Source organism: Mesocryomonas lacus (assembly GCF_055730135.2).
The window spans coordinates 114,616-141,546 of sequence record NZ_JBUZWE020000005.1 but is presented as its reverse complement, the minus strand read 5'-3'; the positions used below and the strand labels follow the sequence as shown (position 1 = coordinate 141,546).

21 protein-coding genes are annotated in these 26,931 nt (G+C 67.2%); 3 read left to right on the top strand and 18 right to left on the bottom strand.

Translation table 11 applies throughout. The features are described 5' to 3' along the window. Nucleotides 1-35 precede the first annotated feature (35 nt). Together cydB and ACZLZY_RS09820 are read right to left on the bottom strand one after the other, a co-directional pair. Nucleotides 36-1,184 carry a cytochrome d ubiquinol oxidase subunit II gene (cydB, locus tag ACZLZY_RS09825; RefSeq protein ID WP_472933364.1) on the bottom strand — a complete coding sequence of 383 codons (1,149 nt, stop codon included), beginning with the start codon at nt 1,182-1,184 and terminating at the stop codon, nt 36-38. A 28-nt stretch (nt 1,185-1,212) separates the two neighbouring features. Then, entirely contained in the window at nt 1,213-2,814 is a 1,602-nt protein-coding gene (locus tag ACZLZY_RS09820) for a cytochrome ubiquinol oxidase subunit I (RefSeq protein ID WP_472933363.1), read from the bottom strand. 120 nt (nt 2,815-2,934) lie between these two features. Between ACZLZY_RS09820 and cydD the strand changes: the two genes are divergently transcribed. Next, nucleotides 2,935-4,713 carry a thiol reductant ABC exporter subunit CydD gene (gene cydD / locus ACZLZY_RS09815; RefSeq protein ID WP_472933362.1) on the top strand — a complete coding sequence of 593 codons (1,779 nt, stop codon included), beginning with the start codon at nt 2,935-2,937 and terminating at the stop codon, nt 4,711-4,713. Further along, nucleotides 4,710-6,365: a thiol reductant ABC exporter subunit CydC gene (gene cydC / locus ACZLZY_RS09810; protein WP_472933361.1), complete on the top strand. Its 1,656-nt coding sequence runs from the start codon at nt 4,710-4,712 to the stop codon at nt 6,363-6,365. Before cydD ends, cydC begins: the two co-directional genes overlap by 4 nt. Nucleotides 6,366-6,435: 70 nt before the next feature. Here the strand turns inward: cydC and ACZLZY_RS09805 are convergent, their stop codons facing one another. The 9 genes from ACZLZY_RS09805 to ACZLZY_RS09765 all read right to left on the bottom strand — a co-directional run bounded on the left by ACZLZY_RS09805 (nt 6,436) and on the right by ACZLZY_RS09765 (nt 16,210). Next, nucleotides 6,436-7,677, bottom strand: a complete 1,242-nt coding sequence (locus tag ACZLZY_RS09805) for a c-type cytochrome (protein WP_472933360.1) — start codon at nt 7,675-7,677, stop codon at nt 6,436-6,438. Then, the gene (locus tag ACZLZY_RS09800; RefSeq protein WP_472933359.1) at nt 7,674-8,420 is read right to left on the bottom strand and encodes a cytochrome c oxidase assembly protein; all 747 of its coding nucleotides are present in this window, start codon (nt 8,418-8,420) and stop codon (nt 7,674-7,676) included. Before ACZLZY_RS09800 ends, ACZLZY_RS09805 begins: the two co-directional genes overlap by 4 nt. Next, the gene (locus ACZLZY_RS09795; protein ID WP_472933358.1) at nt 8,417-8,794 is read right to left on the bottom strand and encodes a hypothetical protein; all 378 of its coding nucleotides are present in this window, start codon (nt 8,792-8,794) and stop codon (nt 8,417-8,419) included. The genes ACZLZY_RS09800 and ACZLZY_RS09795 overlap by 4 nt, the downstream gene beginning before the upstream one ends. Further along, the gene (gene ctaD, locus ACZLZY_RS09790; protein ID WP_472933357.1) at nt 8,794-11,367 is read right to left on the bottom strand and encodes a cytochrome c oxidase subunit I; all 2,574 of its coding nucleotides are present in this window, start codon (nt 11,365-11,367) and stop codon (nt 8,794-8,796) included. Before ctaD ends, ACZLZY_RS09795 begins: the two co-directional genes overlap by 1 nt. After that, nucleotides 11,364-12,248 carry a cytochrome c oxidase subunit II gene (locus tag ACZLZY_RS09785; RefSeq protein WP_472933356.1) on the bottom strand — a complete coding sequence of 295 codons (885 nt, stop codon included), beginning with the start codon at nt 12,246-12,248 and terminating at the stop codon, nt 11,364-11,366. The genes ctaD and ACZLZY_RS09785 overlap by 4 nt, the downstream gene beginning before the upstream one ends. Nucleotides 12,249-12,546: 298 nt before the next feature. After that, nucleotides 12,547-13,551 carry an alpha/beta fold hydrolase gene (locus ACZLZY_RS09780; RefSeq protein WP_472933355.1) on the bottom strand — a complete coding sequence of 335 codons (1,005 nt, stop codon included), beginning with the start codon at nt 13,549-13,551 and terminating at the stop codon, nt 12,547-12,549. A 72-nt stretch (nt 13,552-13,623) separates the two neighbouring features. Continuing rightward, nucleotides 13,624-14,721 carry a serine hydrolase domain-containing protein gene (locus ACZLZY_RS09775; protein ID WP_472933354.1) on the bottom strand — a complete coding sequence of 366 codons (1,098 nt, stop codon included), beginning with the start codon at nt 14,719-14,721 and terminating at the stop codon, nt 13,624-13,626. Nucleotides 14,722-15,168: 447 nt separating this feature from the next. After that, nucleotides 15,169-16,062 (bottom strand): NAD-dependent epimerase/dehydratase family protein, encoded by an 894-nt coding sequence (locus ACZLZY_RS09770; RefSeq protein ID WP_472933353.1) that lies wholly within the window; start codon nt 16,060-16,062, stop codon nt 15,169-15,171. A gap of 1 nt (nt 16,063) precedes the next feature. Beyond that, nucleotides 16,064-16,210, bottom strand: a complete 147-nt coding sequence (locus ACZLZY_RS09765; protein WP_472933352.1) for a hypothetical protein — start codon at nt 16,208-16,210, stop codon at nt 16,064-16,066. Nucleotides 16,211-16,469: 259 nt separating this feature from the next. On the opposite strand from ACZLZY_RS09765, the gene mazG reads away from it, so the two are divergent. Then, nucleotides 16,470-17,336 (top strand): nucleoside triphosphate pyrophosphohydrolase, encoded by an 867-nt coding sequence (mazG, locus tag ACZLZY_RS09760; RefSeq protein ID WP_472933351.1) that lies wholly within the window; start codon nt 16,470-16,472, stop codon nt 17,334-17,336. 343 nt (nt 17,337-17,679) lie between these two features. Here mazG and hflX read toward each other — a convergent pair whose 3' ends face one another. The 7 genes from hflX to dusB all read right to left on the bottom strand — a co-directional run bounded on the left by hflX (nt 17,680) and on the right by dusB (nt 26,811). Continuing rightward, complete coding sequence (hflX, locus tag ACZLZY_RS09755) at nt 17,680-19,068, bottom strand: GTPase HflX (protein ID WP_472933350.1); 1,389 nt, start codon at nt 19,066-19,068, stop codon at nt 17,680-17,682. Continuing rightward, on the bottom strand, nt 19,069-19,320 hold the full coding sequence (gene hfq, locus ACZLZY_RS09750; RefSeq protein ID WP_472933349.1) for an RNA chaperone Hfq: 252 nt from the start codon (nt 19,318-19,320) through the stop codon (nt 19,069-19,071). It lies immediately after the preceding gene. 203 nt (nt 19,321-19,523) lie between these two features. Further along, nucleotides 19,524-20,888 carry a nitrogen assimilation response regulator NtrX gene (ntrX, locus tag ACZLZY_RS09745; RefSeq protein ID WP_472933348.1) on the bottom strand — a complete coding sequence of 455 codons (1,365 nt, stop codon included), beginning with the start codon at nt 20,886-20,888 and terminating at the stop codon, nt 19,524-19,526. Beyond that, a complete protein-coding gene (locus tag ACZLZY_RS09740; protein WP_472933347.1) occupies nt 20,888-23,131 on the bottom strand; it encodes a sensor histidine kinase NtrY-like in 2,244 nt (747 codons plus the stop codon). Before ACZLZY_RS09740 ends, ntrX begins: the two co-directional genes overlap by 1 nt. Before the next feature lie 90 nt (nt 23,132-23,221). Continuing rightward, nucleotides 23,222-24,667 carry a nitrogen regulation protein NR(I) gene (gene ntrC, locus ACZLZY_RS09735; protein ID WP_472933346.1) on the bottom strand — a complete coding sequence of 482 codons (1,446 nt, stop codon included), beginning with the start codon at nt 24,665-24,667 and terminating at the stop codon, nt 23,222-23,224. A 13-nt stretch (nt 24,668-24,680) separates the two neighbouring features. Next, on the bottom strand, nt 24,681-25,808 hold the full coding sequence (locus ACZLZY_RS09730) for a two-component system sensor histidine kinase NtrB (RefSeq protein WP_472933345.1): 1,128 nt from the start codon (nt 25,806-25,808) through the stop codon (nt 24,681-24,683). 1 nt (nt 25,809) lies between these two features. Further along, nucleotides 25,810-26,811, bottom strand: a complete 1,002-nt coding sequence (gene dusB, locus ACZLZY_RS09725; protein ID WP_472933344.1) for a tRNA dihydrouridine synthase DusB — start codon at nt 26,809-26,811, stop codon at nt 25,810-25,812. Nucleotides 26,812-26,931 lie beyond the last annotated feature (120 nt).

The window sequence follows — 26,931 nt, the reverse complement described above, 5'->3', positions numbered from 1 at the left end:
TTTTCATTCCTTTACGCGTCTTGCCTCGACCGGGATCAGTAGGCGTTGGGGTTCTTGCCGATGCTGTCCGCCGTCACCGGGCCACGCATGACCCAGTAGACCCAGCTGGTGTAGGCGAGGACGATCGGCAGGAAGAAGACCGTGGCGATCAGCATGATGAAGAGCGTGAGATGGCTGGACGACGCGTCCCAGACCGTCAGGCTCATCACCGGATCGACCGTCGAAGGCATCAGGAACGGGAAGAGCGACACGCCGGCGGTGGCGATGATGCCGAAGATCGCCAGCGACGATCCCGCCAGCGAGGTCCGCCAGTCGCCCTTGCCGAAGCCGGCATAGGCGACGACGGGGCCGACCAAGCCGAACATCGGGGCGACGATCATCCAGGGATGCGCCGCGAAGTTGTCGAGCCAGGCGCCGGAGGCGAGCACCACGGTCTTCGTCAGCGGATTGGACGGTCCACCGTCGACATGCGCGCTGGCGATGCGGAAGCCGTCCATGCCGAAAGCTACCCAGAGGCCGGCGAGGGCGAACAGCGACACCGCCGCCAGCGCCGCATACCGTCCGTAGGTCGCCGCGCGGACCGCCACGGGACCCGGGCACCGCGCCGCAAGCATCACCGCCCCATGCGTCACCAGCATGGCGACGCTGAGGAGCCCGGCAATCAGCGGGAACGGCGTCAGAAGGCCGAAGAAGCTGCCTTGATAGGATGTCCGCATCGTCGCATCGATGGCGAAGGGCACGCCGACGAGGAGGTTGCCGACTGCGACGCCGAAGATCAGCGCCGGCACGAAGCCGCCGATGAACAGGGCCCAGTCCCAGACGCTGCGCCAGGCAGCATTGTGGATCTTGCCGCGGAACTTGAAGCCGACGGGGCGCAGGATCAGCGCCAGGAGGATGGCGATCATCGCGAGGTAGAAGCCCGAGAACGAGGCCGCATAAAGCGCCGGCCAGGCGGCGAAGATCGCGCCGCCGCCGAGGATGAGCCAGACCTGGTTGCCCTCCCAGGTCGGGCCGATCAGGTTGATCGCCTGCCGCCGCTCGGCCTCGGTGCGGGCCGCGAAGGGCAGCAGCGCGCCGACGCCGAGGTCGTAGCCGTCCATCATGGCAAAGCCGATGAGCAGGACGCCAAGCAGCGTCCACCAGATCAGCCGTAGCGTGTCGTAGTCGAGGGGAAGATGGGTCATATCGGGAACTCCTGATGCCTGAAGCCGGTCAGCGGTCGGGATGGGACGCGGCGCCCGCGGGAAGGCCGGCCATGCCGCCGCTGCCGCCGAGCCCGCCAAGGCCCTCGATCAGTCCGGGACGGTCGACCGGGCCGACCTTCACCACCCGCACCATCAGCCAGACCGCGATGATCGCCAGCGTCGTGTAGATCGTCAGGAAGAAGCCGAGGCTGATGGCAAGGTCGGTGATCGTCAGGCCCGAGGCGGCGTAGAAGGTCGGCAGCACGCCCTCCACCACCCAGGGCTGGCGGCCGTATTCGGCAACGAGCCAGCCGAGTTCGATGGCGACCCACGGCACCGGCAGACTGTAGAGCGCGATCTTCAGGAAGGTGCGGCTGCTCTCGATGCGGTGGCGCGAGACGATGACGAAGGCGGCGATGAAGAAGGCGATGAGGTAGAAGCCGACCGCCACCATGATGCGGAAGCTCCAGAACAGCACCGGCACGTTCGGCACCGTGTCGAAGGCCGCGGTGCGGATCTGCTCATCGGTTGCGAGCGTCACGTCGTCGACATAGCGCTTCAGCAGTAGCGCATAGCCGAGGTCGTGCCACGTATCGGCGAACTCGGCCCGGGCAGCCGTGTTATTGCCGTCGGCGCGGATCAGTTGCAGCGCGGCATAGGCCTTGATGCCGTTGCGGATGCGGTCGGCGGCATGTTCCACCAGCGGCAGGATGCCCGGCAGTTCGGTCGAGAGCGAGCGCGTGGTCATCAGGCCGAGGACGTAGGGAATTTTCAGCTCGTAGCCGTTCGCCTTGTCGCCGGGGATGGCGAAGAGGCTGATGCCGGCCGGGGCGGGCTCGGTTTCCCACATCGCCTCCATGGCGGCGATCTTCATCTTCTGGTGCTCGGTCGCGACATAGCCGCTCTCGTCGCCGAGGACGACGACCGACAGCGAGGCAGCAAGGCCAAAGCTTGCGGCCACCGCCATCGAGCGGCGGGCAAATTCCGAATGGCGATCGCGCAGGAGGAAGAAGGCGCTGATCGAGATGACGAAGATCGCCCCGGTAACGTAGCCGGCGCTGACGGTGTGGACGAATTTCGCCTGCGCCACCGGGTTGAAGATCACCGCCATGAAGTCGGTCACCTCCATGCGCATGGTGTCCGGGTTGAACACCGAGCCGACCGGGTTCTGCATCCAGCCGTTGGCGATCAGGATCCACATCGCCGAGAAGTTGGCGCCGAGCGCCGTCAGCCAGGTCACCACGAGGTGCCCGACACGGCTGAGGCGGTCCCAGCCGAAGAAGAACAGGCCGATGAACGTCGCCTCGAGGAAGAAGGCCATCAGCCCCTCGATCGCCAGCGGCGCGCCGAAAACGTCGCCGACGTAATGGCTGTAATAGCTCCAGTTCATGCCGAACTGGAATTCCATGACGATGCCGGTGGCGACGCCCATGGCGAAGTTGATGCCGAACAGGGTGCCCCAGAACATCGTCATCCGCCGCCAGACGTCGCGGCCCGTCATGACGTAGACGCTCTCCATGATGGCGATCATGAAGCTGAGGCCGATGGTCAGCGGCGGGAAGATGAAATGGTACATCGCCGTCGCCGCGAACTGCAGCCGCGATAGGTCAACGACCGTGAAGTCGATCATGGGAAGGTCCGCCTTGTTTGCCGGCACGCGCCGGTTCCCAGCTTGCCTACGTGGCGCCGGCACCCTCTGCCTTGATCTGGATCAAGGCCGGTCACCGGGCATCGCGCTAACCCTCCCGGCATGGATGATCCGACAGAAGAAGACCGTCGCGCCGCGGCAAAGGCCGAGACCGCCTGGATGATGGGCTTGCGGCGCCAGGGCGGCTACGCGCTCACGCTGGCCATGGCCGCCCCGCTCGCCGGCGGCGTCGCGCTGGTAGGGCAAGCGATGCTGCTGGCCTCGGTACTCGATCGCGCGATCGTGGGCAGCGCCCCCTTGGCGACGCTGCTGCCTTCGATCGCCGGCATTGGCGGACTTCTCGGGCTGCGCGCGCTGCTCGCCTTTGCCGCCGAGCGGGCGGGTATCGCGGCCAGCGAACGCATCAAGCTGGCGGTGCGCCAAAGCCTCTTTGCCCAGCTCCTCGCGCGTCGTCCGGACTGGACGGCGGCGCGCTCCTCCGGCGCCCTGTCGGCGGCGATCATCGATCAGGTCGAGGCGCTCGACGGCTTCTTCGCGCGCTACCTTCCGGCCATGGTGCAAGCCTCTGTGCTGCCGCTCGCCTTCGCCGCCGTTGTCCTGCCGGTCGATGCCTTCGTCGGCCTGCTCTTCCTCCTTACCGCACCGCTCATTCCGCTGTTCATGGCCCTCGTCGGATGGGGGGCCCAGGCGGCGACCGACGCGCAGGCCGGCGCCCTGACGCGGCTATCGGGCTATTTCGCCGACCGGCTCCGCGGCCTCGTCACGCTGAAGCTTTTTGGCCGAACCACAATCGAAGCAGCCGCGATGCGCGAGGCAAACGACGCGTTGCGACAGCGCACGCTCGGCGTCCTCAGGATCGCCTTCCTGTCCTCGGCGGTGCTCGAGTTCTTCGCCGCCCTCGGCGTCGCCGGCGTCGCGCTCTATGTCGGGCTCAGCTATCTCGGCTTCGTCGACCTCAGGATCGCCCCGCTCGGCCTCAAGGCCGGCCTGTTCTGCCTTCTGATGGCGCCGGAGGTCTACCAGCCGCTTCGCCTCCTGGCCTCGCACTATCACGACCGGGCCCGCGCTAAGGCCGCCGTCGCCGAGATCGCCACCCATCTCGGCGCTTTGCCCGTCATCGGAACCGCAGCCGGACCGGTTGCGGCAATCGCCGTTCCGGAGGCGCCTTCCCGCCGGCGCGGCGCGGCGCCGCTGGAGATCAATGGCCTCACCTTGCGCACCCCTGGCAGCGGGCGAATCGTGCTGCAATCGGCTGATCTCACCGTCCCCGCCGGCCTGCACCTTGCCGTCCTCGGCCCGAGCGGCAGCGGCAAGTCGACTTTGCTGGAGGCGATCGCCCGCCTGCGCGAGGCCGAAGGCAGGATCCTGATCGACGGCGTGGCGCTGGCCGACCTCGCCGAGACGGCGCTCCGGGCACGCGTCGCCTTCCTCGGGCAGCGGCCGCGGCTGTTCCACGGCACCATCGCCGACAACATCCGCCTCGGCGGAAGGGAAGCCGGCATGGTGGAGGTCCGCGCTGCCGCGCGGCGGGCCGGCGTCCTCGGCTTTGCCGAGAATTTGCCGCTCGGCCTTTATACGCCAGTGGGCGAGGGTGGTCTGGGGCTGTCCGGCGGGGAGGCGCACCGGGTCGCGCTCGCCCGCCTCTACCTCCGGCAGCCTGGGCTGATCCTGCTGGACGAACCGACCGCCCATCTCGATGCAGAAACCGAGGCGGATGTTCTGGACGGGCTAGCGACGTTCGCGGCCGGCCGCACCATGATCGTCGCCACCCATTCCGCAGCGGTCGCCCGAAGGATGCACCGCGCCGTGCGTCTTGCCGATGGCCGCCTGTTTCCCGAGCCGATACCGCAGACCATCGGCCTGCTGGAGGGCGCGGCATGAGCGCGCTCTGGTTCTTCCGCCCGCTGTTTCATCGCCATGCCCCGCGCTTTCTCGCAGCCCTTCTGCTCTCGCTCGCGACCCTTGCCGCCGGCGCGGCACTCCTCGGCATTTCCGGCTGGTTCCTCACCGGCGCGGCCCTGACGACGGCCGCGGCTTCCTTCAACCTGTTCGGCCCGTCCTCGGCGATCCGCGGCCTCTCGCTCCTGCGGATTTCGGCCCGCTACGGCGAGAAGCTGATCGGTCACGACGCGACGCTCCGGGTGCTGGCCGACATCCGCGCTTGGCTGTTCGCAGGGCTCCTGCCGGAGGGACTGTCGGTCGGCCGCGGCCTGCGCCACGGCGACCGGGTCTCGCGCCTGACCGCCGACGTCGACGCGCTCGACAGCGCCTTCCTCGTCGCCGTCGGACCGATGGTGACGGGGCTGGTGCTCGGCGCCGGGCTCGCCTGCGTGCTCTTCGCCTTTCTCCCCGTCGCCGGCATCGTTTATGCCGCCAGCATGACGGCAGCCGCCGTGCTGGTGCCCGTCCTCCTCATCGCCGCCGGCCGAAAGGTCGGGGCGGACGCCGTTGCCGCATCGGCCGAGGCACGCTGCTGTGTCCTCGACGGGATCGAGGGCCACGCCGATCTCCTCGCTTTCGGGCGCCTCGCCGAGACCGAAGCCGGGTTCGGCACGGCGGCACGGCGCATGGGGATGGCGCGGCGCCGGCTCGCCAGTGCTTCGGCCGCCGCCGCCGTCGCGGTGCAGCTCCTTGCGGCTATCGCCCTGCTCGGCGTCCTCCTCGCCGGCATCGACGCGCTCAGCACTGGCGCGATCGGCGGTCCGCTGATGGTCGGCCTCTTGCTGGCGGTGCTCGGCAGCTTCGAGGCGGCGGCATCGATCGTGCGCAGCATCGGCCAGCTTGCCACCGCGGCGGCCGCGGCCGAAAGGCTCCGGGCGCTCGGCACCGCCGTGCCCGCGGTACAGGACGCGGCCGAGCCGCGGCAGCTCCCGCCGGGCGCCGGCTTCGCCTTCGTCGGCGTCGTCTATGGCCACGACCCGGAAAGGCCTGTGCTCGATGGGCTTTGCCTCAGCGTGGAGTCCGGCAGCCGCGTGGCGATCCTCGGCGAGAGCGGCAGCGGCAAGTCGACGCTCCTTGCGCTGCTGCTTCGGCTGGCCGATCCGCAAAAGGGATCGGTGCTCGTCGCCGGCCGCGACATCCGCCGCACGGCGCAGGCAGCGCTGCACGCCCGCGTCGCACTCCTCGAGCAGAACGCCCCGGTGTTCATCGGCAGCATCCGCGACAACCTCCTGATCGGCCGAGCCGATGCCGGGGAGGGCGCATTGTGGGAATCACTCGAGCGTGCGCGGCTGGACACGTTCGTGCGCAGCCTTCCCGAAGGGCTCGACACGCTGCTCGGTGAAGCCGGCAAGACGCTGTCGGCAGGGCAGGCACGGCGCCTCTGCCTCGCGCGGACGCTGCTGTCGCCCGCCGCGATCATCGCCCTCGACGAGCCGACCAGCGGCCTCGACCGCGAGACCGAACTCGCCTTCTTCAGGGACCTCGGCCCGGCGACCGCCGGCCGCACCGTGATCCTCGCCACCCATTCGGCGCTGCCCTCCGGAACCGTCGACCGAACGCTTCGGCTGCGCGGCGGCCGTCTGGTGCGTTGAGCGCTGCGGCTGCTACCGACCGCGCCGTCCAAGACAACGACAGCGCAGCCAAGCCTTAACTCACCTGCGCTTACCGTCCGGCGGGCAGCGAGGCATACCAGGCGGCAACCGCAGCAATCTGCTCGTCGGTGAGGTGGATGGCGATCTTGTCCATCAGATGCGCATCCGCCGTCCCGCCGCGCTTGTCGTCGCGCCAGAGCTCGAGATGCGTCGCGGTGTACCAGGCGGGCTGACCCGCCAGATAGGGATAGCGCACCGCTTCCGCACCGCGGCCGTGGCAGCTGTCACAGGAGGGCAGCTTGCGCTCGGGCAGTCCCTCCATGGCGATGCGCCGTCCGAGGTCGACGAGCCCGGCCTGATCGTACGGCGCGCCGTAGGCCGCGGAGTCCGGCACGGTCTTGGCCAGTGCCGTCCGCGTGCGGGCCAGCGCCGAGCCAGGCTCTGCGGGCGCCGGCAGCGCCGCCGAAGTTTCCGCTCCGGCCTCTGCAATCCCCCCGTCCGAGCCGCCCGCGGGCTGCGCGGCGTAGTGCCGGGCGAGTTCGGCGAGAACGGCATCGTCGTAACGCTTGGCCGGTCCTTGCATGTAGCCGCTGTGCCGGGTGCCGCTGGCGAAGGCACGCAAGGTGGCGAAGAGGTAGGCCTCCGGCTGTCCGGCGATGATCGGCACCGCGCCGGCCGCGGCACCTGCGGCATTGGCTGCGCCACGGCCGCTTTCGCCATGGCAGCGCGCGCAGTCGGCCAGTGCCGACACGGCGTCGCCGGGACGCGGCATCGGGCGGGATGCCGAACCGCCGAGGGCCATATCGGCAAACTGTTCGGGCGACAGTGCGGGGAGGGCGCGCAGGAAGGCGACCATCGCCCAGACCTCGTCCGGGCGTTCCTGCGTGACCCAGGCCGGCATGCCGGAATACTTGATCCCGTGCTGGCCGATCCAGAACAACTCGCGGTCGCGCCAACGGCCCACCTGCCGCTCCAGCCGCGGCGGCGGCGGCATCATCGCCTGCGTCACCGGCGACTGCTCGACACCCGGCGCCCCGTGGCAGAAAGCGCAGTCGGTAGCGAAGTGCCCGGCGGCGCGCTGGACGAGAGCGGGGTCGTCGAGGTTGACGTCGGACGGTACCTCGATCCCTGAAGCTTGCGTCACCACCGCATTGCGCATCGTCCAGTGCAGAAACCAGCTGACCGGCGCGAAGTGGCCCGACGAGGCGGCGATCGAGACGAAGCCGGACCAGCCGACGATAAGGGCTGCGAAAACGCCCGCGGCGGCCAGCGCGACGAGCTTTTTCCAGGTGAGGGTAAAGGCGATCTTCATGCACCGGCTCCCGGTCGGCTGGGCGATGCAACGCCGGCAAAGGCTGCGGACGGTTCTCTGCCGGCGGGGCCGCGCAGCACGGTGGACAAAAGCGCGAGGCCGCCGGCGAGGTAGCTCGCGCCGCCCACCAGCAGCATGATGACCCCGCCGAGCGCCTGATCCTGCAGCGGCGTCATCGACGCCGCTGGCGCGCAGAGATCGGCACAGGCGTAGAGCGGCCGGGGCGAAAACAGCAGCAAGGCGCCGAGCAGCGTCATGTGCATGGATGTCACCAGGAGGGCCGCGACCCCCGCGGCCCGGGCCGCCAGGCGATGCGGTCCCGAGGCCGCACCGAGCGCCGTCATCCAGACGAAGAGCCCGGCGCCGAGAAACGACGCCTGCTCGGCGAGGAACAGCGGCGCCGAGACCCGCGCGGCATTGTGCAGCGCGGGCGCGTGCCAGCCCCAGACCAGCGCGAATTCGGCAAAAGAGGCGGCGAGCGCCAGTTTCGGCGGCACGCCCTTCAGCGCCGCCGGCCAGAGGCGGGACAGGCCGAGCACCAGCAGCGGCGCCGCCACCGCGACGATCCCCATGTGCACCACCATGTGCGCCGCGAACGAGCCGCGCGAGCGCTCCGGCAAGGGCCCGAGCCAGAGCGCCGCCAGCAGCGCAAAGCCCAGGAACAACGGCCAGAGGCGAAAGGCGCTGGGCACGCCGTCGGAAGCGTTGGCTTTCACCGGGGCGGGTGCGCGGAGCGTGGTCACCGGCAATCCACGAAGACGAGCGCCGGCAGCGCGACGAAGATCACTGCGATGAAGGACAGGGCGGCCAAGAGCAGGCTGGAGAACTCCAGGAAGCGCTCGCGGTCCTCAGCCGTGTCCTCGCTGTGCGGGAAGCTTCCCGCGTTGTTCCGCCATTCATGATAGGCGCGAACACCGATCACAGCGATGATGCCGAGTGAGACAAGGGTCACAACGGCAATGGCGAGGCGGCTCTCCCCGATCGTCTCGAAGACCTGGCTGTTCGGCGCACATTGAGACGCCGCGACGACGTAGCAGAACAGGAAATGCAGCGCCCAGATCGTCGGCGTGGCGATCAGCGTCCACAGCGTGTCCCGGGTCTGGTTCTTGAGGTCCATCAGCTGCCTCCCGCAGCCAGCGGGAAGAGCGCGATCGTCGCCAGCGTAACCAAAGCGGTGACGCCCATGAAGTGCCAGTACAGCGCGACGTTGTGAATATCGATGTCGTAGACCGGGGTCAGCAGCCCGCGCAGCGAGCGGGCGAGGCAGTAGAACAGCATCAAGGCGCCGACCGCGGCATGCACCCCCGTCCAGATGCAGAGCGTCCAGACGATCGCGGGATAGACGTGGACGCTCGGCTCGAGGCCCGTCGTATAGGGCGCCCAGAGCAGCGCGCCGCCCGCCGCGAGCGCCAGCACGCCGCCTGCCGCCATGGCGAGCCGCGCCTCGGAGACTCGGCCCGAGCGGTTGAGGGGAAGGGCGATCCGCGCCGAGCCCCAGGCGAGCGCGAACAGCACCAAGGAGACGGCGGGCCACAAGAGCCCCGGTCCCTCGACGCCGGTCGGCGGGAAGTCAGTGTGGATGGTGAAGAAGAAGAAGTAGCCGAACACCAGGCTGAAGAAGGCGGTGGCGTCACCGGTCATGGTGATGAACATCGCCCACCAGGAGGCCGAAGCCGGACCGGAAGCATAGAGCGGCAGCGTCAGGCCGAGCCCGACATCCTTCTCCGGTTTTTCCGGGATGAAGGAGGTGCCGCGCCAGAGCCAGACGAGGATCGAGGCGATGCTGAGGGCGAGGGTGATGAGCGTCGCCGTCCAGTAGTGGAAGGTGGCTAGAATGAACATTGCGCCGGTGACGAAGGCGGCGATCATCGGCATGAAGCTCGGGCCGGGCACGCGCAGCACCTGGATAGGCTCGGCATCGAGAACGCCCGTCACCATCGTCTCGCGCTTCATCTCCTCGGCGTCGGGCATGTAGAAGCGGCCGGCATCATAGTCGGCGACGAAGTTCTCCTGCTCCCAGATCGGATAGCGCGTGGTGATGATCGGCACCGTCCGCACGCCCCAGGGCTTGCCCGGCATCTCCGCCAGCCATTCCAGCGTCCCGGCATTCCAGGGATTACGCTTGGCGTAGGGCTCCTTGCCCCGGGGCCGGAGCACGTCGAACACGACGACCAGGAAGCCGGCGGCGAAGATGAAGGCGCCGATCGAGGAGATCATGTTGGCGGTGCCGAGCCCGAGCGCTTCCGGATAGGTCCAGACCCTGCGCGGCATTCCCACCAGTCCCGACCAATGCATCGGCAGGAAGGCGGTGTTGAAGCCGACGAACATCAGCCAGAACGCCCAGCGTCCGAGCTTTGCCGACAGCTGGCGGCCGAAAGCCAGCGGGAAGTAGTAGTAGGCGCCGGCGACCAGCGGAAACAGCATGCCGCCGATGAGCACGTAATGCAGGTGCCCGACGATGAAATAGGTGTCGTGCGCCTGCCAGTCGAACGGGGCGAGCGCCACCATCACGCCGGTCAGCCCGCCAAGGACGAAGATCGCGAGCGCGCCGGAGACGAAGAGCATCGGGATCGAGTAGATCACCCGCCCGGTCATCAGCGTGGCGAGGAAGACGAAGATCTGGACGCCGGTCGGGATCGCCACCGCCTCGGAGGCGGCGGAGAAGAAGCCGAGCGAAATCCCCGGCAGGCCCGTCGTGAACATGTGGTGGACCCACAGGCCGAAAGACAGGAAGCCGGTGCCGACGGCGGCCAGCACGATCCAGGAATAGCCGAGCAGCGAGCGCTGCGCGAAGGTCGGCACGATCATCGCGAGGAGCGCGATTGCCGGCAGGAAGACGATGTAGACCTCCGGATGGCCGAAGATCCAGAACAGGTGCTGCCAGAGCATCGGATCGCCGCCGCGCGACGGATCGAAGAACGGCCAGTCGAACAGGCGCTCCAGCTCGAACAGGATGTCGCCGGCGATCAGCGGCGGGAAGGCGAAGAGGATCATCGTGGCGACGACCAGCACGTACCAGCCGTAGAGCGGCATCAGGTTCAGCCGCATGCCCGGCGGCCGGCACTTCAGCGTGCCGACGATCAGCTCGACGGCGGCCGCGATCGAGGCGATCTCGATGAAGGAGAGGCCGAGCAGCCAGATATCGGCGCCGTAGCCCGGCGTGAACCGCTCCTCGGTGGTCAGCGGGGGGTACATGAACCAGCCGGAATTCGGCGCCGAGTTGAAGAACAGCGAGCCGCAGACGAAGATGCCGCCGATCAGGAAGCACCAGTAGCCGAAGGCCGAGAGCCGGGGGAAGGGGAGGTCGCGCGCGCCCAGCATCTGCGGCAGGATGATGATCGCCACCGCCTCGAAGATCGGGACGGCGAACAGGAACATCATTGCCGTGCCGTGCAGCGTGTAGACCTGGTTGTAGAAGGCGGCCGTGAGGAAGTCGTTGTCGGGGACCGCGAGCTGGACGCGGATCATCAGCCCGAGCACGCCGGCGAACAGCATGAAGGCGAAGGCCGTCGCGGTGTACCAGATGCCGATCTCGGTATTGTTGACGTCGGACCAGTAGCGCCAGCCCTTTGGCGAGTCCCAGGTCTTCTCCAGGCGCTCCTCCTGCGCCTTCCGGCGAAGGAGGTCGGCCTCGGTCTCCGGCAGTCCGGAGCCGACGGCGGCGAGGGCGGCCTTCTTGGCGTCGCTCATGTCAGGTCTCCGAGCCAGGCGGCGATCGCCGCGGCGTCGGCCTCGGACAGGGTGCTGAAGGCCGGCATTTCGACGCCGGGCTTGGTATGGTTGGTCTCGCGCACGAAGCGCGAAATGTTCTCCGCCGTCACCGGCAGCAGCCCGGCACCCAGCGTCTTGCGGCTGCCGAGATGGGTGAGGTCGGGTCCGACCGCACCCTTCGCCTCCGTCCCGCGCACGGCATGGCAGGCGTCGCAGCCGTTCTGCATGAACAGCGACCGACCGGGATGATCGAGGACCACCGCCGGCTGAGCTTCCGCGGCCACCCGCGCGGCGTAGTCGGCCTCGGAGACGACGACGACCCGGAACCCCATCTGCGCGTGCGCCTCGCCGCAGAACTCCGCGCAGACACCGTTGTAGACGCCGAGCCGGGTCGGCTCGAGCACCAGCCGGTTGACGCGGCCAGGGATCGCATCGGTCTTGCCGGCGATCGAGGGAACCCAGAAGGAGTGGATCACATCGGGGCTGCCGATCAGAATCTCCGAGCGCTTGCCGATTGGCAGATAGAGCTCGTTGGCGCTCTCGACGCCACCCTTCGGCAGCGACTTGGCGACACCCGGCGTCCCCTCGACTTCGTAAGTGACCCGCCACCAGAACCGCTCGCCGGAGACGGCGATGATCGGACCGTCGGCCTTGCCGCGCAGGCCCGGCATCATCGCCAAGCCGAAATAGAGGAGAGCGCCGAGCGTCACCACGGGAAAGATGCAGCCGCCCCAGACGATCAGGCGCACGCCGGCCTTGTCGCTGTGCCGGCCGGGCATGACCTTGGTGACGTAGACCGAGATTCCGACGACGATCAGCCAGATCAGCGTCGCGCCGGCCAGCATGACCCAGAACAGCATCAGAACGCTGCTGGCTTCCGTGCCCGCCGTATTGAAAGTCGACTGCTCGCCCGTGCATCCACCCAGCACCGTGAGGCCAGCGATGGCGGGAAGGGTGGTCGCCCTCCTCCAGGCAGAGGGACAGAGCCGCCCACGGGGTATCGTCGAAGAGGGGGCACAGGCGTATTTCAGCGTCTCGTCCTATCCGTCGGCCGCGCCGCCCTCCAGGATTCGACTCGAAGGGTGCGCAACATTGTCGCGGATGGAGGTAGCTGAGAACGCGTGAAGGCGTCTGATCACATTTGCGTCAAACGCGCCTTCACCGCGCCTTATTCCAACCTTTCAGGACTTCCATCAACGCTGCATTGAAACGCTCGGGGGCCTGTACCTGCGGCGAGTGTCCAAGGTCCGAAAACGTCACCAGCGTCGCGCCGGGAATGGCAGTCGCGGCGGCCGCCCCGAGAGCCTTGTAGTCGCCGAGATTTGCTTTCAGCGCATCGCTCGCCCGGTTCTTGCCGATGGCCGTGTTGTCTTTCTCGCCGATCAACAGCGCGGTTGGAACGTCGATATTGCCGAACTCGTGCACGACCGGCTGGTTAAGTACCATGTCCGACGTCAGCGCCTGGGCCCAGGCGACGATCTCGCCGCCGTCGCCGGCATACATCGAGGCCAGCATGTCGACCCAGCGATCATAGTCCGGCTTCCAGGTGCCGGCATAATAGGTCGCCTGCTGATAGGCCTTCATCGAAGCCGCATCGCTGCGCTTCTCCTCGGCAAACAGCGCGTCCACGGTGATCTCGGGAACGCCCTTGGCCCGCCAGTCCTCGAGCCCGATCGGGTTGACCAGCACCAGACCGCCGACGTCCTCGCCGTACATCAGCGCATAGCGCGCGGCGAGCATGCCGCCCATGGAATGGCCGAGGATGACGGGCTTCTCGACATCGAGCCGGGCCAGCAGCGCATGCGTGTTGGCCGCCAACTGGTGGAAACCGTACTGGTAGCCCATCGGCTTGGAGGACTTGCAGAAACCGATCTGGTCCGGCGCGATCACGCGGTAGCCGGCAGCGTTCAGCGCCACGATTTGGCCCTCGAACGTCGCGCCGCAGAAATTCTTGCCGTGCAGGAGGACGACCGTCTGGCCGTTCGGCGATGCAGGCGCGACGTCCATATAGGCCATCGTCATCGCTTGGCCTTGAGAGACGAAATCGAACCGCTCGACGGCATGGGGATAGGCAAAATCCGACAGCAGCGCATCGGCAGACGCGGGACCAGGCATCGCCGTGAGGATCGCGACCAGCGGGAGAGCAAGAAGGTGACGCTTCATCGTGGAGTGGCTCCGGAAAGGGTTGGGCAGGACGCGGCACGGCAAAGCGGCGGCGAGAACGGGTCGCGGGGTCTAGCCCTCCGGCTTCGGCGCAACCTCGGCATCCCGGGAGGCCTCGACGGCTGGTACGATCTGCTCCGAGACCAGACGGTGCAGATCTTCCTTGTAGCCGGTCCGGGCGGATGGAGCGTTCTCGTCCGAGGTGATGGCGACGGTCAAAGCAAGGTCCGGAACGACATAGATCATCTGGCCGCCATAGCCCCAGCCGTAGTGACCGACATGGCCGCCGAAATCGGCGGTGAACCAGCCATAGCCATAGTCTTCACCGGAAAAACGCGACCGCGTGCGCGGCTGCCACGACTGCGCGATCCAGGCCGCCGGGATGACCTGCTCGCCATCGCGGCTTCGGCCGCAATTGCGGTAGAGCTCGCCGAAAGCCAGCAGCGATGTCGGCGTCATCGCCATCTGGTTGCCGCCGAGATAGATGCCTTGCGGGTCCCGGTCCCACGCTGTGATCACGACGCCCGCCGGCTTTCCCAGCCAGTCGCGGGCCAGAGCGAGCGTGCTACGGCCGCTGACGCGGGTGAGGATGGCCGACAGGAGATGCGTCGATCCCGTCGAGTAGAGCATTGCGCCGCCGGGCTCGTCGACGAACGGCGCGGCGAGCGCGGAACGGACCCAGTCCCTGCTGGAAATCCAGGCGCCATAGTTCGGCCCCGACGTCCGCTCGAGGCCGGCCTGCATCGACAGGAGGTGGCCGATCGTCACCGTGCCAAGACGCGGATCGGCATCCCGTGGCAGCTTGTCCTTCAGGAGCGGCGCGATCTTCTGGTCCGTGCCGGTCAGCAATCCCTTGTCGATGGCGATGCCGACCAGCGCCGAGACCACCGACTTCGACGCGGACTTGATGTTGGTCGGCGCGCCCGTCCGGTGACCGCGAAAACCTTCGTCGACGAGAAGCTTGCCGCCGAACGATACCTGCAGTGTATTGAGCGGCTTCAGCCGACGCGCCGCTTCGACCGCACCGGCAAGCTGCGGTGTCGCGTTAGGCTCGACCAGTACCGGCGTGGCGCGCACAGGCGTTGGCACGACCGTCGCCGCTGTCGCTGCGAGGCAAGCAGCGAGGAACAGCGACAGTGCTGAATGGGACGGGGATGCGGGTTTTCTCATGGGTCCTAGCTGGTGCGGGACCGGATGAATGAAAACCGCCGTCACCGGTTGGTGATCACCGGGTCGGTCTCAGCTCATCAAAGGATTCGGTGCGGTATCTTCATTAGTGGCATCGCAGTGTGTCGGCCGCCGGGGCACTCATCAGCCAGCCCAACCAGCAGCGAAGATGGGAGAGCGGAGAAGGGTGACGCGCTATTCGGCTCTGGCCAACAGTGCATTTCACCCAGACCCCACCCCAATAAGATCAAATTAGTTCCATAATCTATCTTATGCAACTTTTGGATTGGTGGAATTGGGCAGGTACTGGAGAGATGCCGCCATGCTGTCCCCTGCAGGAAGTCTCAAGACCGTTCAGGCACACGGCGGAACAGAGAGGTCGTATTCTCTGTCCCGCCATCCTGGCAACAACGATGCGCCCGGCTTGCCGGATGTGCCGAAACGCTCGTCTCACATCCCCAGCGCAGCGTAGAGATCGTCGGAGGGTCGATAGCCCAAAAGCTGCCGGGCGGTCGTCAGGTCCCAGCCCATGCCGCGGTTGTCCGAGGTGCCGTTGACGGTGATCGAGCGTGCCGGCCAGCCCTCAGCCGGCGCTCGGATCGCGGCCTCGAACAGCGCGGCGAAGTCGCGGTTCGACAGCCACATGTTTCTGTACCATTTGAGGTCGCGCCGACCCTCGGCATCCTCCGGCTCGCTCGCGGCGGTGAAGGCGACGTCGCCGGACAGGCTGATGCCCTCGGGCCGGTTCTCTCCGGGCAGCACCCAGCCGATCCGCACCGCAACGCCCGTCAGCGCCGGCGTGCGTGCGGCGACGGCGACGAGCGCCCGCTCGCCTGCGAGCTTGGCGGTGGCATAGGGCGTCGAATCCATCCAGCCGCCGCCGGTCTCCCAGCGCGTGCCGACGCCCGGTGGCAGATCGGTCGTCAGGAACCCCGCATCGGGCTGCGCCAGCGGTTCGTCCTTGTAGCCGCCCATGACATGGTTCGAGGAGGCAAAGACGACGCGCTGGACACCGGCGGCCGCCGCGGCGTCGAACACCGACAGCGTCATGTCCATCGAGGCCGCGGCATCCGCCCAGCTCGCATCGGTGTGCGGATTCTGCGCCGCGAAATGCACGACCGCGTCGCATTCCGCCATGGCGGCGACCCACGGGCCGCTGCGGTCGAGGAGATCGGCGGCGACCGGCTGCACCCGGGAATCGCCGATATCGGTCGGCGGGACGAGATCGACGGCTGAGACGCCTGCGCACCAGTCGGTCTCCAGCAAATGGGCGATCAGCTTGCGGCCAAGGCCGCCGCCGGCGCCGGTGACGAGAACCCGTATGCCCTTCTCACCAAACGCCATCTCAGACGACCTTCGCCGGCACCGGAAACACCGCCAAAAGCAGCCGCTCCGACAGCACCCAGTCGCAGACGCCCCTTGCGCCGCCGGTGACCGCGGTCACCATGCCTTCCCATTTTCCCATGTCCATCTGCTCTCCCAAGGCTGTCACGTGATCCTCCGCCGAAGCTAAGTCGTCACGCCTTCAAATCGGCTTTCCGCCGGCACGAGGACGCCGGAATGATCCGGGTATAGGGCGGCAGCACGCCCGTGGCATCCATCCCGATGGAAAAGGAAAACGGCTGCATTGTCTGGTGCACAGGGCAAGCCGTGCCCTGAGGAAGACGGCACGCGCATTTCCGGCCGATCCGGGCTTCGATCCCGCGCGTATCTGTGACAGAGCTTCGGTGGCAAGAGCTATCGGAGATCCCATGCAACCAGCGCGCGACGTCACGAGACTGATCGAGATCATGCGGGCGCTGCGCGATCCCGTGGACGGCTGTCCCTGGGACATCGAGCAGTCCCTCGAAACCATCGCGCCCTACACGATCGAGGAAGCCTACGAGGTCTCCGACGCAATCGAGCGGCGCGATGCCGAGGACCTCAAGGAGGAGCTCGGCGATCTCCTGCTGCAGGTGGTCTATCATGCTCAGCTTGCCGAAGAGGCTGGGCTTTTCAGCTTCGAGGATATCGTCGAGGGCATCACCACCAAGATGATCCGGCGCCATCCGCACGTCTTCGGCGATGAAGTTGCCCGCAGCGCTCGCTCCGCCAAAGGCCAGTGGGAGCGGATCAAGGGCGAGGAACGGGCTGAGAAAGCCGCGCGCAAGGCGGCGCTGGCGGAAGCTGGCGGCACCGTCCGCGACTGGGCGGGCACGGCGACGACGGTCCATGCGCCGCTGCTCCTCGACAGCGTGCCCTCGGCCTTTCCCGCGCTGACCTTGGCCCTGAAGGTGCAGCAAAAGGCCGCCCGCGTCGGCTTCGACTGGGACGCCGCCGCGCCGATTCACGCCAAGATCGAGGAGGAACTCACCGAATTTGACGCCGCCTTGGCGGCGGACGACACCGACGCGATGGAAGACGAGTTCGGCGACCTCCTCTTCACCCTCGTCAACCTCGCCCGCTTCCACGGCGTCAACCCGGAAAAAGCCCTCCGCCGCTGCGTGCGAAAATTCCGGACGCGCTTCGACCATATCGAGCGCCGGGTAACGGCCGCCGGCAGCAGCCTCGAGGCGGCGACGCTGGACGAGATGGAGGCGCTGTGGGTGGAGGCCAAGACGACGGCGGTAGCGGGCTGAGGGATGGCTGGTCTGGCGTTCAAGGGGGAAGCGAAAGAGCCGAGAGCAGCAGAGTTACAGAGCCTAGAGGCGCAGAGGCGCAGAGCCGCAGAGCCCAGAGCCCAGAGCCCAGAGGCAATGGCGTTCAGGGCTTCAATGCGACGGGCGCCAACCCGTCAGCTTCGTCATCCCGGACTTGATCCGGGCTCCATTCCAAACCGTTGAACATACGTGGGACATTCCCTTTCGGCAGCGGAGCGGCGGCCGAAAGGGAGAGGAATGGATCCCGGATTAAGTCCGGGATGACGATGATCTGCCGGTGGAGCCAAGACTACGCCGTCCTCTCCGAAGCCGGCGCGAACCCTCAGCTGATCTTCAGCCCCGGATACCGCTCCGAACGCCGCAGCAGTTCCTTGCGGGCCTGCGTCGTCATCTGCACCGTCAGCTCGACGCCGCCATCCTCGAGGTCCTCGCGGTCCTGGACGGCCGTGTTCTCGTAGATCCACGGGATCAGCGTCATTGCATCCGCGGGGATCGCCAGCGTCAGGTCCGACGGCAGGCCGGCAATGCGGGCCTCGAGGTCGGTGAGGAGGGCTGGGACGCCCTCGCCCGTCAGCGCCGAGAGCATGTGGATGCCCTGCCCGGTCGCCTGGCGGTCGGACGCGGTCTTCAGCTGCAGCAGCGCGCTCTCGTCGAGGAGGTCGACCTTGTTCCAGATCTCGATCACATGGTCGACGTCCGAGGTGTCGATGCCGAGGTCGGACAGGATCTTGTTGACGTCACCGGCCTGCGCCGACGCATCGGGATCCGACATGTCGCGGACATGCAGCACCAGCTCGGCCTCGATCACCTCCTCCAGCGTCGCGCGGAAGGCGGCGACGAGATGCGTCGGCAGGTCCGATATGAAGCCCACCGTGTCCGACATGATGACCTCGGTGCCATGCGGCAGCGTGATGCGGCGCAATGTCGGGTCGAGGGTCGCGAACAGGAGATCCTGCGCCAGCACGCCGGCACCGGTGATGGTGTTGAACAGCGTCGACTTGCCGGCATTGGTATAGCCGACGAGCGCGATCACCGGGTGCGGTGCTTTCTTGCGCTTGGAGCGGTGCAGCGTGCGGGTGCGCACGACGCCCTCCAGCTCCTTCTCCAGGCGCTTGATCTTCTCCTGCAGCTGACGGCGATCAGATTCGATCTGCGTCTCGCCAGGGCCGCCAAGGAAGCCGGCACCGCCGCGCTGGCGCTCCAGATGCGTCCAGGACCGCACGAGCCGGCCCTTCTGGTAGTTGAGATGGGCGAGGTCGACCTGCAGCCGGCCTTCCTTGGTCCGAGCGCGGCGGCCGAAGATTTCGAGGATCAGGCCGGTCCGGTCGATGACCTTGGTGCCCAGCTCCTTCTCGAGATTGCGCTGCTGCACCGGGGTCAGCGGATGGTCGACGATGACGAGGCCGATCTCCTCGGCCGCGACTATCGCCTTCATCTCCTCGACCTTGCCAGAGCCGACCAGCGTCGCAGGCCGCGTGCGCGAGACCTGGATGATGCCGCGCGCAACGATGTCGAGATCGATCGCGGCGGCAAGGCCAGAAGCCTCCTCCAGCCGCTGCTCCGGCGAGCGGCGCACGACATCGGACGCAGCATTCGCGGCGTCCTCAGCTGCCTGCACCCGCTTCAGCACCGGCACGAAGACCGCGGCTTTGGTGGCGATGACCTTATGGTCGATCGGGCCCTTCGGACGGGCTTCCTCGTGCTCGGTCAATCAGGCTTGCCCTGCCGGCTCATCGCCGCCTTCGAACATGTGCACCGGCTGCGACGGCATGATCGTCGAGATCGCATGCTTGTAGACGAGCTGCGAGTGCCCGTCGCGGCGCAGGAGGACGCAGAAATTGTCGAAGGAGGTCACGACGCCGGTCAGCTTGACACCGTTGACGAGAAAGATCGTCAGCGAAATCTTCTGCTTGCGGACGGTGTTGAGAAAGACGTCCTGCAGGTTCTGCAAGCGGTCGGCCATGGTGCGTTCCTATTTTCTTCTTGGCGGAACCCGGGACGTTGCCCGGGCTATCGCGGTTCGTATCCACCGACCGTCCGGGAAAACCGGCACCGGCGGCCCATCAAATAGCACTTCCGTCAACAGCGAAGCAACTGGCCGGATTGCCGCAAAACAGGGCAAGGCGAGCACCCTTTCGGCACGCCACCAGGTGTCCGCTGCAAGGCTCAGATTCCCAGCGATTTCAGCTTGCGGTGCAAGGCCGAGCGCTCCATGCCGACGAATTCGGCGGTGCGCGAGATGTTGCCGCCGAACCGGTTGATCTGCGCCATCAGGTATTCCTTCTCAAACACCTCGCGGGCGTCGCGCAGCGGCAGCGCGAGAATGCGGCCATCGGACTGGCTCGGCGTGCGCGGCAGCATGTCGCCGACCTCGTTCGGCAGCATGTCGGCCGAGATCGTCGCGCCCTCGTCGCCCTCGCGCGACAGGATCATCAGGCGTTCGACATTGTTGCGGAGCTGCCGGATGTTACCCGGCCAGTCGCTCGACTGCAGCACGGCCATCGCCTCCGGGCTGATCTCGCGCGGCTTGATGCCGGTCTGCTCGCCGACCTGCTTCATGAAGGCCTCGATCAACATCGGAATGTCGGCGCGGCGCTCCGACAGCGGCGGCACGAGGATCGGGACGACCGACAGGCGGTGGTAGAGATCCTCGCGAAAACTACCCTCGGCAATCATCGATTCGAGATTCTGCGCCGTCGAGGAGACGATGCGCACGTCGACCTTCACCCGCTTGGTACCGCCGACCCGCTCGAAGGTCTGCTCGGTCAGGACGCGCAGGATCTTGTTCTGCGTCTCGCGCGGCATGTCGCCGACCTCGTCGAGGTAGAGGATGCCGCCATGGGCTTCCTCGAAGGCCCCGACCTTGCGCTCGACGCCGGGCGGCGTCTCGGTGCCGAAGAGTTCGACCTCCATCCGGTCCGGGGTGATCGCCGCCGCGTTCATCGCGACGAACGGTCCCTTGGCCCGGCTCGACCCCGCATGAATCGCACGCGCCACCATCTCCTTGCCGGAGCCGGAGGCGCCGAGGATCATCACCCGGCTGTTGGTCGGTGCCACGCGCTCGATCGTCGTGCGCAGCTGGTTCATCGGATGCGACTTGCCGATCAGCTCGGCAAAGTCCGCCGAGCGGCGGCGGAGGTCGGAAACCTCGCGCTTCAGCTTGGATGTCTCCAGTGCCCGCTCGGCGACGAGGATCAGACGGTCCGCCTTGAACGGCTTCTCGATGTAGTCGTAGGCGCCGCGGCGGATCGCCGAGACCGCCGTCTCGATGTTGCCGTGGCCGGAGATCATCACCACGGGCACTTCCGGGTGCTGGGTCTTGATCGCCTCCAGGAGGTCGAGCCCGTCCAGCCGGCTGCCTTGCAGCCAGATGTCGAGGAAGACCAGTCGCGGCACGCGGTCGGCGATCGACTGGAGCGCCGCGTCCGAATTGCCCGCGACCCGCGTCTCGTGGCCCTCATCCTCGAGGATGCCAGCGACGAGTTCGCGAATGTCGGCTTCGTCGTCGACGATCAGGATATCCGATGCCATCAGCTACCTGTCCTTTCTGCGTGGTGTGCTGGTGCCGCGGTAAGTTCCTCCGCCGGCGGCGACGCCGGCAGAAGAATTCGCACCATGGCGCCGTGTTCCTGGTTCGGGGCGTCGTCGAGCTCGATCGTCCCGCCATGTTCTTCGATGATCTTGCGCACGATCGCGAGGCCGAGCCCGGTGCCCTTCTCGCGAGTCGTCATATAGGGCTCCAGCAGCCGATCTCGATCCTCGTGCGGGAAGCCCGGGCCGTTGTCGATGATGTCGACGCGGTGGAAACCGTTCTGGGTAGAGGCGAGCAGGCGGATCTGGCCATCGGCGACCTCTGCTCCCTCGAGCGCCTCGACGGCGTTCTTGACGAGGTTGCCGAAGGCCTGGCTGAGCATGCGGATGTCGAAGACGCCGTTCAGCGGGACCTCGCCGAAATCGGCGGTGAAGGTGATGCCGTGATCGCCCATCTCGCGCATGAAGACCGCTTCCTTCAAAGCCTCGCGGAGATCCCTGCCCTCCATCTTCGGCTTCGGCATCCGCGCAAAGCTCGAGAACTCGTCGACCATGCGGCCGATGTCTGAGACCTGGCGGATGATCGTATCGACGCAGCGGTCGAACACTTCGCGGTCGCCCTCGACCATCTTGCCGTAGCGGCGGCGGATGCGTTCGGCCGACAGCTGGATCGGCGTCAGCGGGTTCTTGATCTCGTGGGCAATCCGGCGGGCGACATCCGCCCAGGCCGAGGAGCGCTGGGCGTCGACGAGGTCGGTGATGTCGTCGATCGTCACCACGCTCGAATGCCGGTCGACAGTCTCCTCCGAGGTGACTCGGATCGCCAGCACACGCTCACGCTCGCGGGTCCGCATCTTGATCTCTTCCTGGTACTCCGCCTTGCGCGACGAGCTCGCCGCCCGGTGGATCTGGGCGATCAGTGGGAAGAGCTCGCGCAGCGTCTTGCCGACGGCGTTCTGCGAGGAGATGGCGAGGATCCTCTCGCCCGAGGGGTTCAGCATCGAGATCGTGCCGTCCTCCTCGACGCCCATGACGCCGACGGTGACGCCCGACAGCACCGCCTCGGTGAAGCGGCGGCGCTCGTCGATCACGTCCTTGGCGTTGATCAGCTCGCCGCGCTGGGTGCGCAGCTGCTGGATCATGTTGTTGAAGGTGTTCGACAGCGAGCCGACGTCGCCATCGGAATTGCGCACGGGCACCGAGACGTCGAGATTGCCCTCGGTCACCTCGTCGGCCGCCGAGATCAGCAAGCGGATCGGCCGCACCAGCCGGTCGGCGACGCCGATGCCGGTCCAGATCGCCGATAGCAGCACGATCAGCGTGATGCCGAGATAGAGCAGCGCGAAGGCGATCTGCGTGCCGATCCGGTTGCCCTGGAGGCTCGAATACTCGGCCGAGCGGTCTTCCATCAGCCGAAGCGCCGACAGGACGTCCGGGTCCACGGCGCGGATGGTGTAGAGGTAGATGTCGTCGCCGAGCGTGCGCATCTTGACGATGGCGCCGACAAGGTTCGTCACCCCCGGCGGAATGAAGACGAGATTGCCTTGCTTGGCCTGCTCGCGCGCATCGGTCGGCGGCGCCGGCAGCGGCCGCTCGACCGGAATGTCGGCGCGCAGCAGCGGCGTCCCCTCGCCGCTCAACAGCTGGGCCCCGACCAGCGAGCGGCCCCGTGCCTGCTCTGTCAGGAGGCCCTGGAAGCCCGTGCGGTCGAGATCGTAGAGCCGGCGCTGCGAATCGAGGTCATAGGCCATCGACAGCGTCGTGCCCTGCAGATTGCGCGCGTTCTCGTTGACGTAGGCCCGCGCGACGCTGACCGAGGACTCGACGATCGCCCGGGTGCGAATCTCGAACCAGCGGTCGAGGCCGAGGTCGAGCGTGATGCCGGCGACGATCGCGACCAGCAGCGCCGGCAGCGCCGCGACGATGGCGAAGAGGACGACGATGCGTACATGCAGGCGGGAGGCCGCCTTGCCTTGCCGTCGCGCCCGCGCCATCCGCGCGACCTCGCGCCAGATCAGCCCACACAGGACGAGCACGAAGGCGCCGTTGACGACCGAGGCCGTGCGAACGACGAAGGCCGTCGGCTCGATCGGCGTCAGGCCCATCAGGATGACGAAGGAGATGGCGCCCGTCACCAGCGCCCCGATGACGGCGATCACCCCGGGCACGAGCATGAAGCGCCGTCGCTCGCGCGAAAACGTTTCAGCGTGCGGGGTCGCGTGGGTCGCCATCTGGTCAGTCATCGAGTCGCTTTAAAAGTCGCATTACGTTGCCAGATTGCAACGTAATGTGTTCAAAATGCAACGTGATGACGATAAAGTGCCGTGGTTTTCTCAGCGGATCGAGCGGATTACCGAGATGTCGAGGTCACGGATTTTCTTCCGCAGCGTGTTGCGGTTGACGCCGAGAAGATCGGCCGCCTTCACCTGGTTTCCGCGAGTTGCCGCCAACGCTGCGGCGATCAGCGGATATTCCACCTCCCGCAGAATGCGACCGTGCAGCCCCGGCGGCGGCAACTGGTCGCCGAAACCCGAGAAATAGTCAGAGAGGTAGCGCTCGACGGAGGCGCTGAGGTCCACCGGCCGGTTGGCATCGCCCTCACTGTCGAGCGAGCGGGTGTATTCGTTGGAGAGCTCATGCTCGACCAGCTCGCCGGAAATTTCGTCCTGCGGGTAGAGCGCAGAGAGACGGCGGATCAGATTTTCCAGCTCGCGCACATTGCCCGGCCACGGATAGCGCCGCATCACGTCGAGCGCGCCCTGGCTCAGCGTCTTGCGCGGCAGGCCCTCCTTCTGCACCTCGGTGAAGAAGTGGCGGGCAAGGTCCGGCAGGTCCTCGATGCGCTCGCGCAACGGAGGCAGCCGCAGCGGCACGACGTTGATGCGGTAGAACAGGTCTTCGCGGAACAGCCCGCGGCTGATCAACTGGCGCAGGTCCTTGTTGGTCGCGGCCACGATGCGCACGTCGGTGGCGATCGGCGTGCGGCCGCCGACGACCGTGTACTCGCCTTGCTGCAGCACCCGCAGGAGCCGCGTCTGCGCCTCCATCGGCATGTCGCCGATCTCGTCGAGGAAGAGCGTGCCGCCCTCGGCCTGCTCGAACCGTCCGCTCGAGCGCGCTTGCGCGCCGGTGAAGGCGCCCTTCTCGTGGCCGAACAGCTCGGACTCGATGAGGTCGCGCGGGATCGCTGCCATGTTGATCGCGACGAACGGGCCCTTCCGGCGGCGGCCGTAATCGTGCAGCGCCCGGGCCACCAGCTCCTTGCCGGTGCCGGATTCGCCGGTGATCGTGACCGTCAGGTCGGTCTGCATCATCCGCGCCAGGGCACGGTAGATGTCCTGCATCGCTGGCGAGCGGCCGACGAGCGGCATGTTGTCGCCGGCATCCTCGGGAGCGGCGCCATTCGGCTGCGCCTTGGGTTCGGCGAGCGCGCGGCGGACGATCGAGACGAGCTCGGTAAGGTCGAAGGGCTTCGGGATGTAGTCGTAGGCGCCCTTCTCCGACGCCTTGATCGCGGTCATGAAGGTGTTCTGCGCCGACATCACGACCACCGGCAGGTCGGGCCGGCTGTTCTTGATCTTCGGCAGGACGTCGAAGGCATTGCCGTCGGGCATCAGCACGTCGGTGATGACGAGGTCGCCCTCGCCCGCCGAGATCCAGCGCCACAGCGTCGCGATGTTCGCCGTTACCCGGACTTCGTAGCCCGCGCGCATCAGCGCCTGCGAGATCACGGTGCGGATTGCGGCGTCGTCATCTGCGACGAGGATTTGGGCGGCCATCAGATCTGGTCCTTTACTGGTCGCGGAACGTCGGTTCGGCGCCGGTCGGCACGTCGGTCTCGCGCCACATCGGCATGAGCACGCGGAAAATGGTGTGGCCCGGCTGCGACTCGCATTCGATCACGCCGCCATGGTCGCCGATGATCTTGGCGACGAGGGCAAGGCCAAGACCTGAGCCGCTCGGCTTGGTCGTCACGAACGGGTCGAAGATGTTCTGGCGGATGTCGTCGGGCACGCCCGGCCCATTGTCCTCGACGATGAACTCGAGCGGCAGCGTCACCCGCTGCTTGGTGCCGGGCACCGACAGGCGCACGCCCGGCCGGAAGGCGGTGTAAAGCTTGATCTCGCCATCCGGCTGCCCGGCAATCGCCTCGCTGGCGTTCTTCACGAGGTTCAGGAATACCTGCACCAGCTGGTCGCGGTTGGCGAAGACGAAGGGCAGCGACGGGTCGTAGACCTCGCTGAACTTTAGGCCGCGGGCAAAACCGCTCCGCGCCAGCGTCTTCACGTGCTCGAGGACGGAATGGATGTTGACGGCCGAGCGCTCGATCGGCCGCTGGTCGGAGAACACCTCCATGCGGTCGACCAGCTTGACGATCCGGTCGCTCTCTTCCTGAATCAGCTGCGTCAGCACCCGGTCCTCGTCGCTTGCCGCCGTCTCCAGCAACTGCGCGGCGCCCTTGATGCCGGACAGAGGATTGCGGATCTCGTGCGCCAGCATGGCGGCAAGGCCGGTCACCGAGCGCGCGGCCGAGCGGTGCGTCAGCTGCCGGTCCATCTTGTCGGCGATCGAGCGCAGCTGGATCATGATCACCACGTGGTCGGGGTCGTCGACCAGCATGGAGACGTAGAGATCGACCAGCCGCTCGCCGCCCAGCCGGGGCGAGGAGACGTCGACACGGTACTCGCTGATCCGCGCCCTCTCCTGCCGCACCTGCTCGATCAGGGCGAACAACGGGCTGTCGGCCGGAATGAACTCGGACAGCTGGCGCTTCATGAGATGCGCGGCACCGGCCGAGAAGAACTGCTCGGCATCGGAATTGGCGAAGACGAAATAGCCGTTTGCGTCGATCACGATGACCGGATGCGGCAAGGCGTTGAGAATGCGAAGCTCGCGCTCGGAAGGCGGTGTCTTGGTCACGTCAGGCGGCCTCCCGCCGGCAGGTCGCAGGGGAATCGAACTCGACGGCCGCGATGCTGGCGGTGCCGAAGATCTGGCGGATCAGGCCGATCGCCACCGGCGGCTCGGCGGTCGCCATGATCGCGGCGCGGTCCGCGGCCAGCGTCTCGCCGGTCGCCAGCGCGAACCGGTCGAGGTACCAGCCGAGGTGCTTGCGGGCATGACGAACGCCGGTATAGGCACCGTAGTGCTCGAGCATGGCCTCGTAGTGCTCGACCACCAGATCGGCAAAGCCGAGACCGGCGAGCCGGTCGCGACTGATTGCGCCAGCCATGAGGCCCGGCAGCCATGGGCGCCCGCAGGCGCCGCGGCCGATCATCACCGCATCGGCCCCGCTGGCCGAGAGCATCGCCGCCTGCTGGTCGAGCTCGACGAGATCGCCATTGGCCACCACCGGCACCGAGACCGCCGCCTTTACCGCCGAGATCGCCGACCAGTCGGCCGAGCCCTCGTAGAACTGCATGCGGGTGCGGCCGTGCACGGTGATCATCTTCACGCCGGCGGACTCCGCACGGGCGGCGAGTTCCGGCGAGTTGATGGTCTCGTGGTCCCAGCCGAGGCGCATCTTCAGCGTTACCGGAATGGCGCCGGCGCCCTCGACGGTCGCCTCGACCAGCGACAGCGCAAGGTCGGGCTCGCGCATCAGCGCAGAGCCGGACTGGCCGCCCACCACCTTGCGGGCCGGGCAGCCCATGTTGATGTCGATGATATCGGCGCCGAGGTCGACCAGCCTTTCGGCCGCAGCCTTCATCCAGACCGGGTTGCGCCCGGCCAGCTGCACGACGTGTAGCCCCTCGCCGTCGTGCATCGCCCGCAGCGCACTCTCTCGCAGGCCTTTGACGAATTCACCGCTCGCGACCATCTCTGAAACCACGAGACCGGCGCCAAGCCGCCGGGCGATGCGCCGGAACGGCACGTCGGTGATCCCCGACAGAGGCGCCAGAAACACTGCATTCAAAGGCATGGCGGCACCGATTGCCAGCGTCGGCCGCGCCGCGTCCGGGACGGAAGCGTCGCCTCCGCCTAATGGTTGGGCAGCCGTGTGCGTTGTCGATTCTTTTGTCATGTCTCCGGCAATCTATCG

Coding starts and splice junctions, on each gene's coding strand:
- ACZLZY_RS09795 (WP_472933358.1), bottom strand. CDS start 8,794: ATGGACCTCAAGAACCAGACCCGGGACACGCTGTGGACGCTGATCGCC.
- ACZLZY_RS09770 (WP_472933353.1), bottom strand. CDS start 16,062: ATGGCGTTTGGTGAGAAGGGCATACGGGTTCTCGTCACCGGCGCCGGC.
- mazG (WP_472933351.1), top strand. CDS start 16,470: ATGCAACCAGCGCGCGACGTCACGAGACTGATCGAGATCATGCGGGCG.
- cydB (WP_472933364.1), bottom strand. CDS start 1,184: ATGACCCATCTTCCCCTCGACTACGACACGCTACGGCTGATCTGGTGG.
- ACZLZY_RS09780 (WP_472933355.1), bottom strand. CDS start 13,551: ATGAAGCGTCACCTTCTTGCTCTCCCGCTGGTCGCGATCCTCACGGCG.
- cydC (WP_472933361.1), top strand. CDS start 4,710: ATGAGCGCGCTCTGGTTCTTCCGCCCGCTGTTTCATCGCCATGCCCCG.
- ACZLZY_RS09785 (WP_472933356.1), bottom strand. CDS start 12,248: ATGCTGTTCTGGGTCATGCTGGCCGGCGCGACGCTGATCTGGCTGATC.
- ACZLZY_RS09740 (WP_472933347.1), bottom strand. CDS start 23,131: ATGACTGACCAGATGGCGACCCACGCGACCCCGCACGCTGAAACGTTT.
- cydD (WP_472933362.1), top strand. CDS start 2,935: ATGGATGATCCGACAGAAGAAGACCGTCGCGCCGCGGCAAAGGCCGAG.
- ntrX (WP_472933348.1), bottom strand. CDS start 20,888: ATGGCATCGGATATCCTGATCGTCGACGACGAAGCCGACATTCGCGAA.
- ACZLZY_RS09805 (WP_472933360.1), bottom strand. CDS start 7,677: ATGAAGATCGCCTTTACCCTCACCTGGAAAAAGCTCGTCGCGCTGGCC.
- ACZLZY_RS09820 (WP_472933363.1), bottom strand. CDS start 2,814: ATGATCGACTTCACGGTCGTTGACCTATCGCGGCTGCAGTTCGCGGCG.
- ntrC (WP_472933346.1), bottom strand. CDS start 24,667: ATGGCCGCCCAAATCCTCGTCGCAGATGACGACGCCGCAATCCGCACC.
- hfq (WP_472933349.1), bottom strand. CDS start 19,320: ATGGCCGACCGCTTGCAGAACCTGCAGGACGTCTTTCTCAACACCGTC.
- dusB (WP_472933344.1), bottom strand. CDS start 26,811: ATGCCTTTGAATGCAGTGTTTCTGGCGCCTCTGTCGGGGATCACCGAC.
- ctaD (WP_472933357.1), bottom strand. CDS start 11,367: ATGAGCGACGCCAAGAAGGCCGCCCTCGCCGCCGTCGGCTCCGGACTG.
- ACZLZY_RS09775 (WP_472933354.1), bottom strand. CDS start 14,721: ATGAGAAAACCCGCATCCCCGTCCCATTCAGCACTGTCGCTGTTCCTC.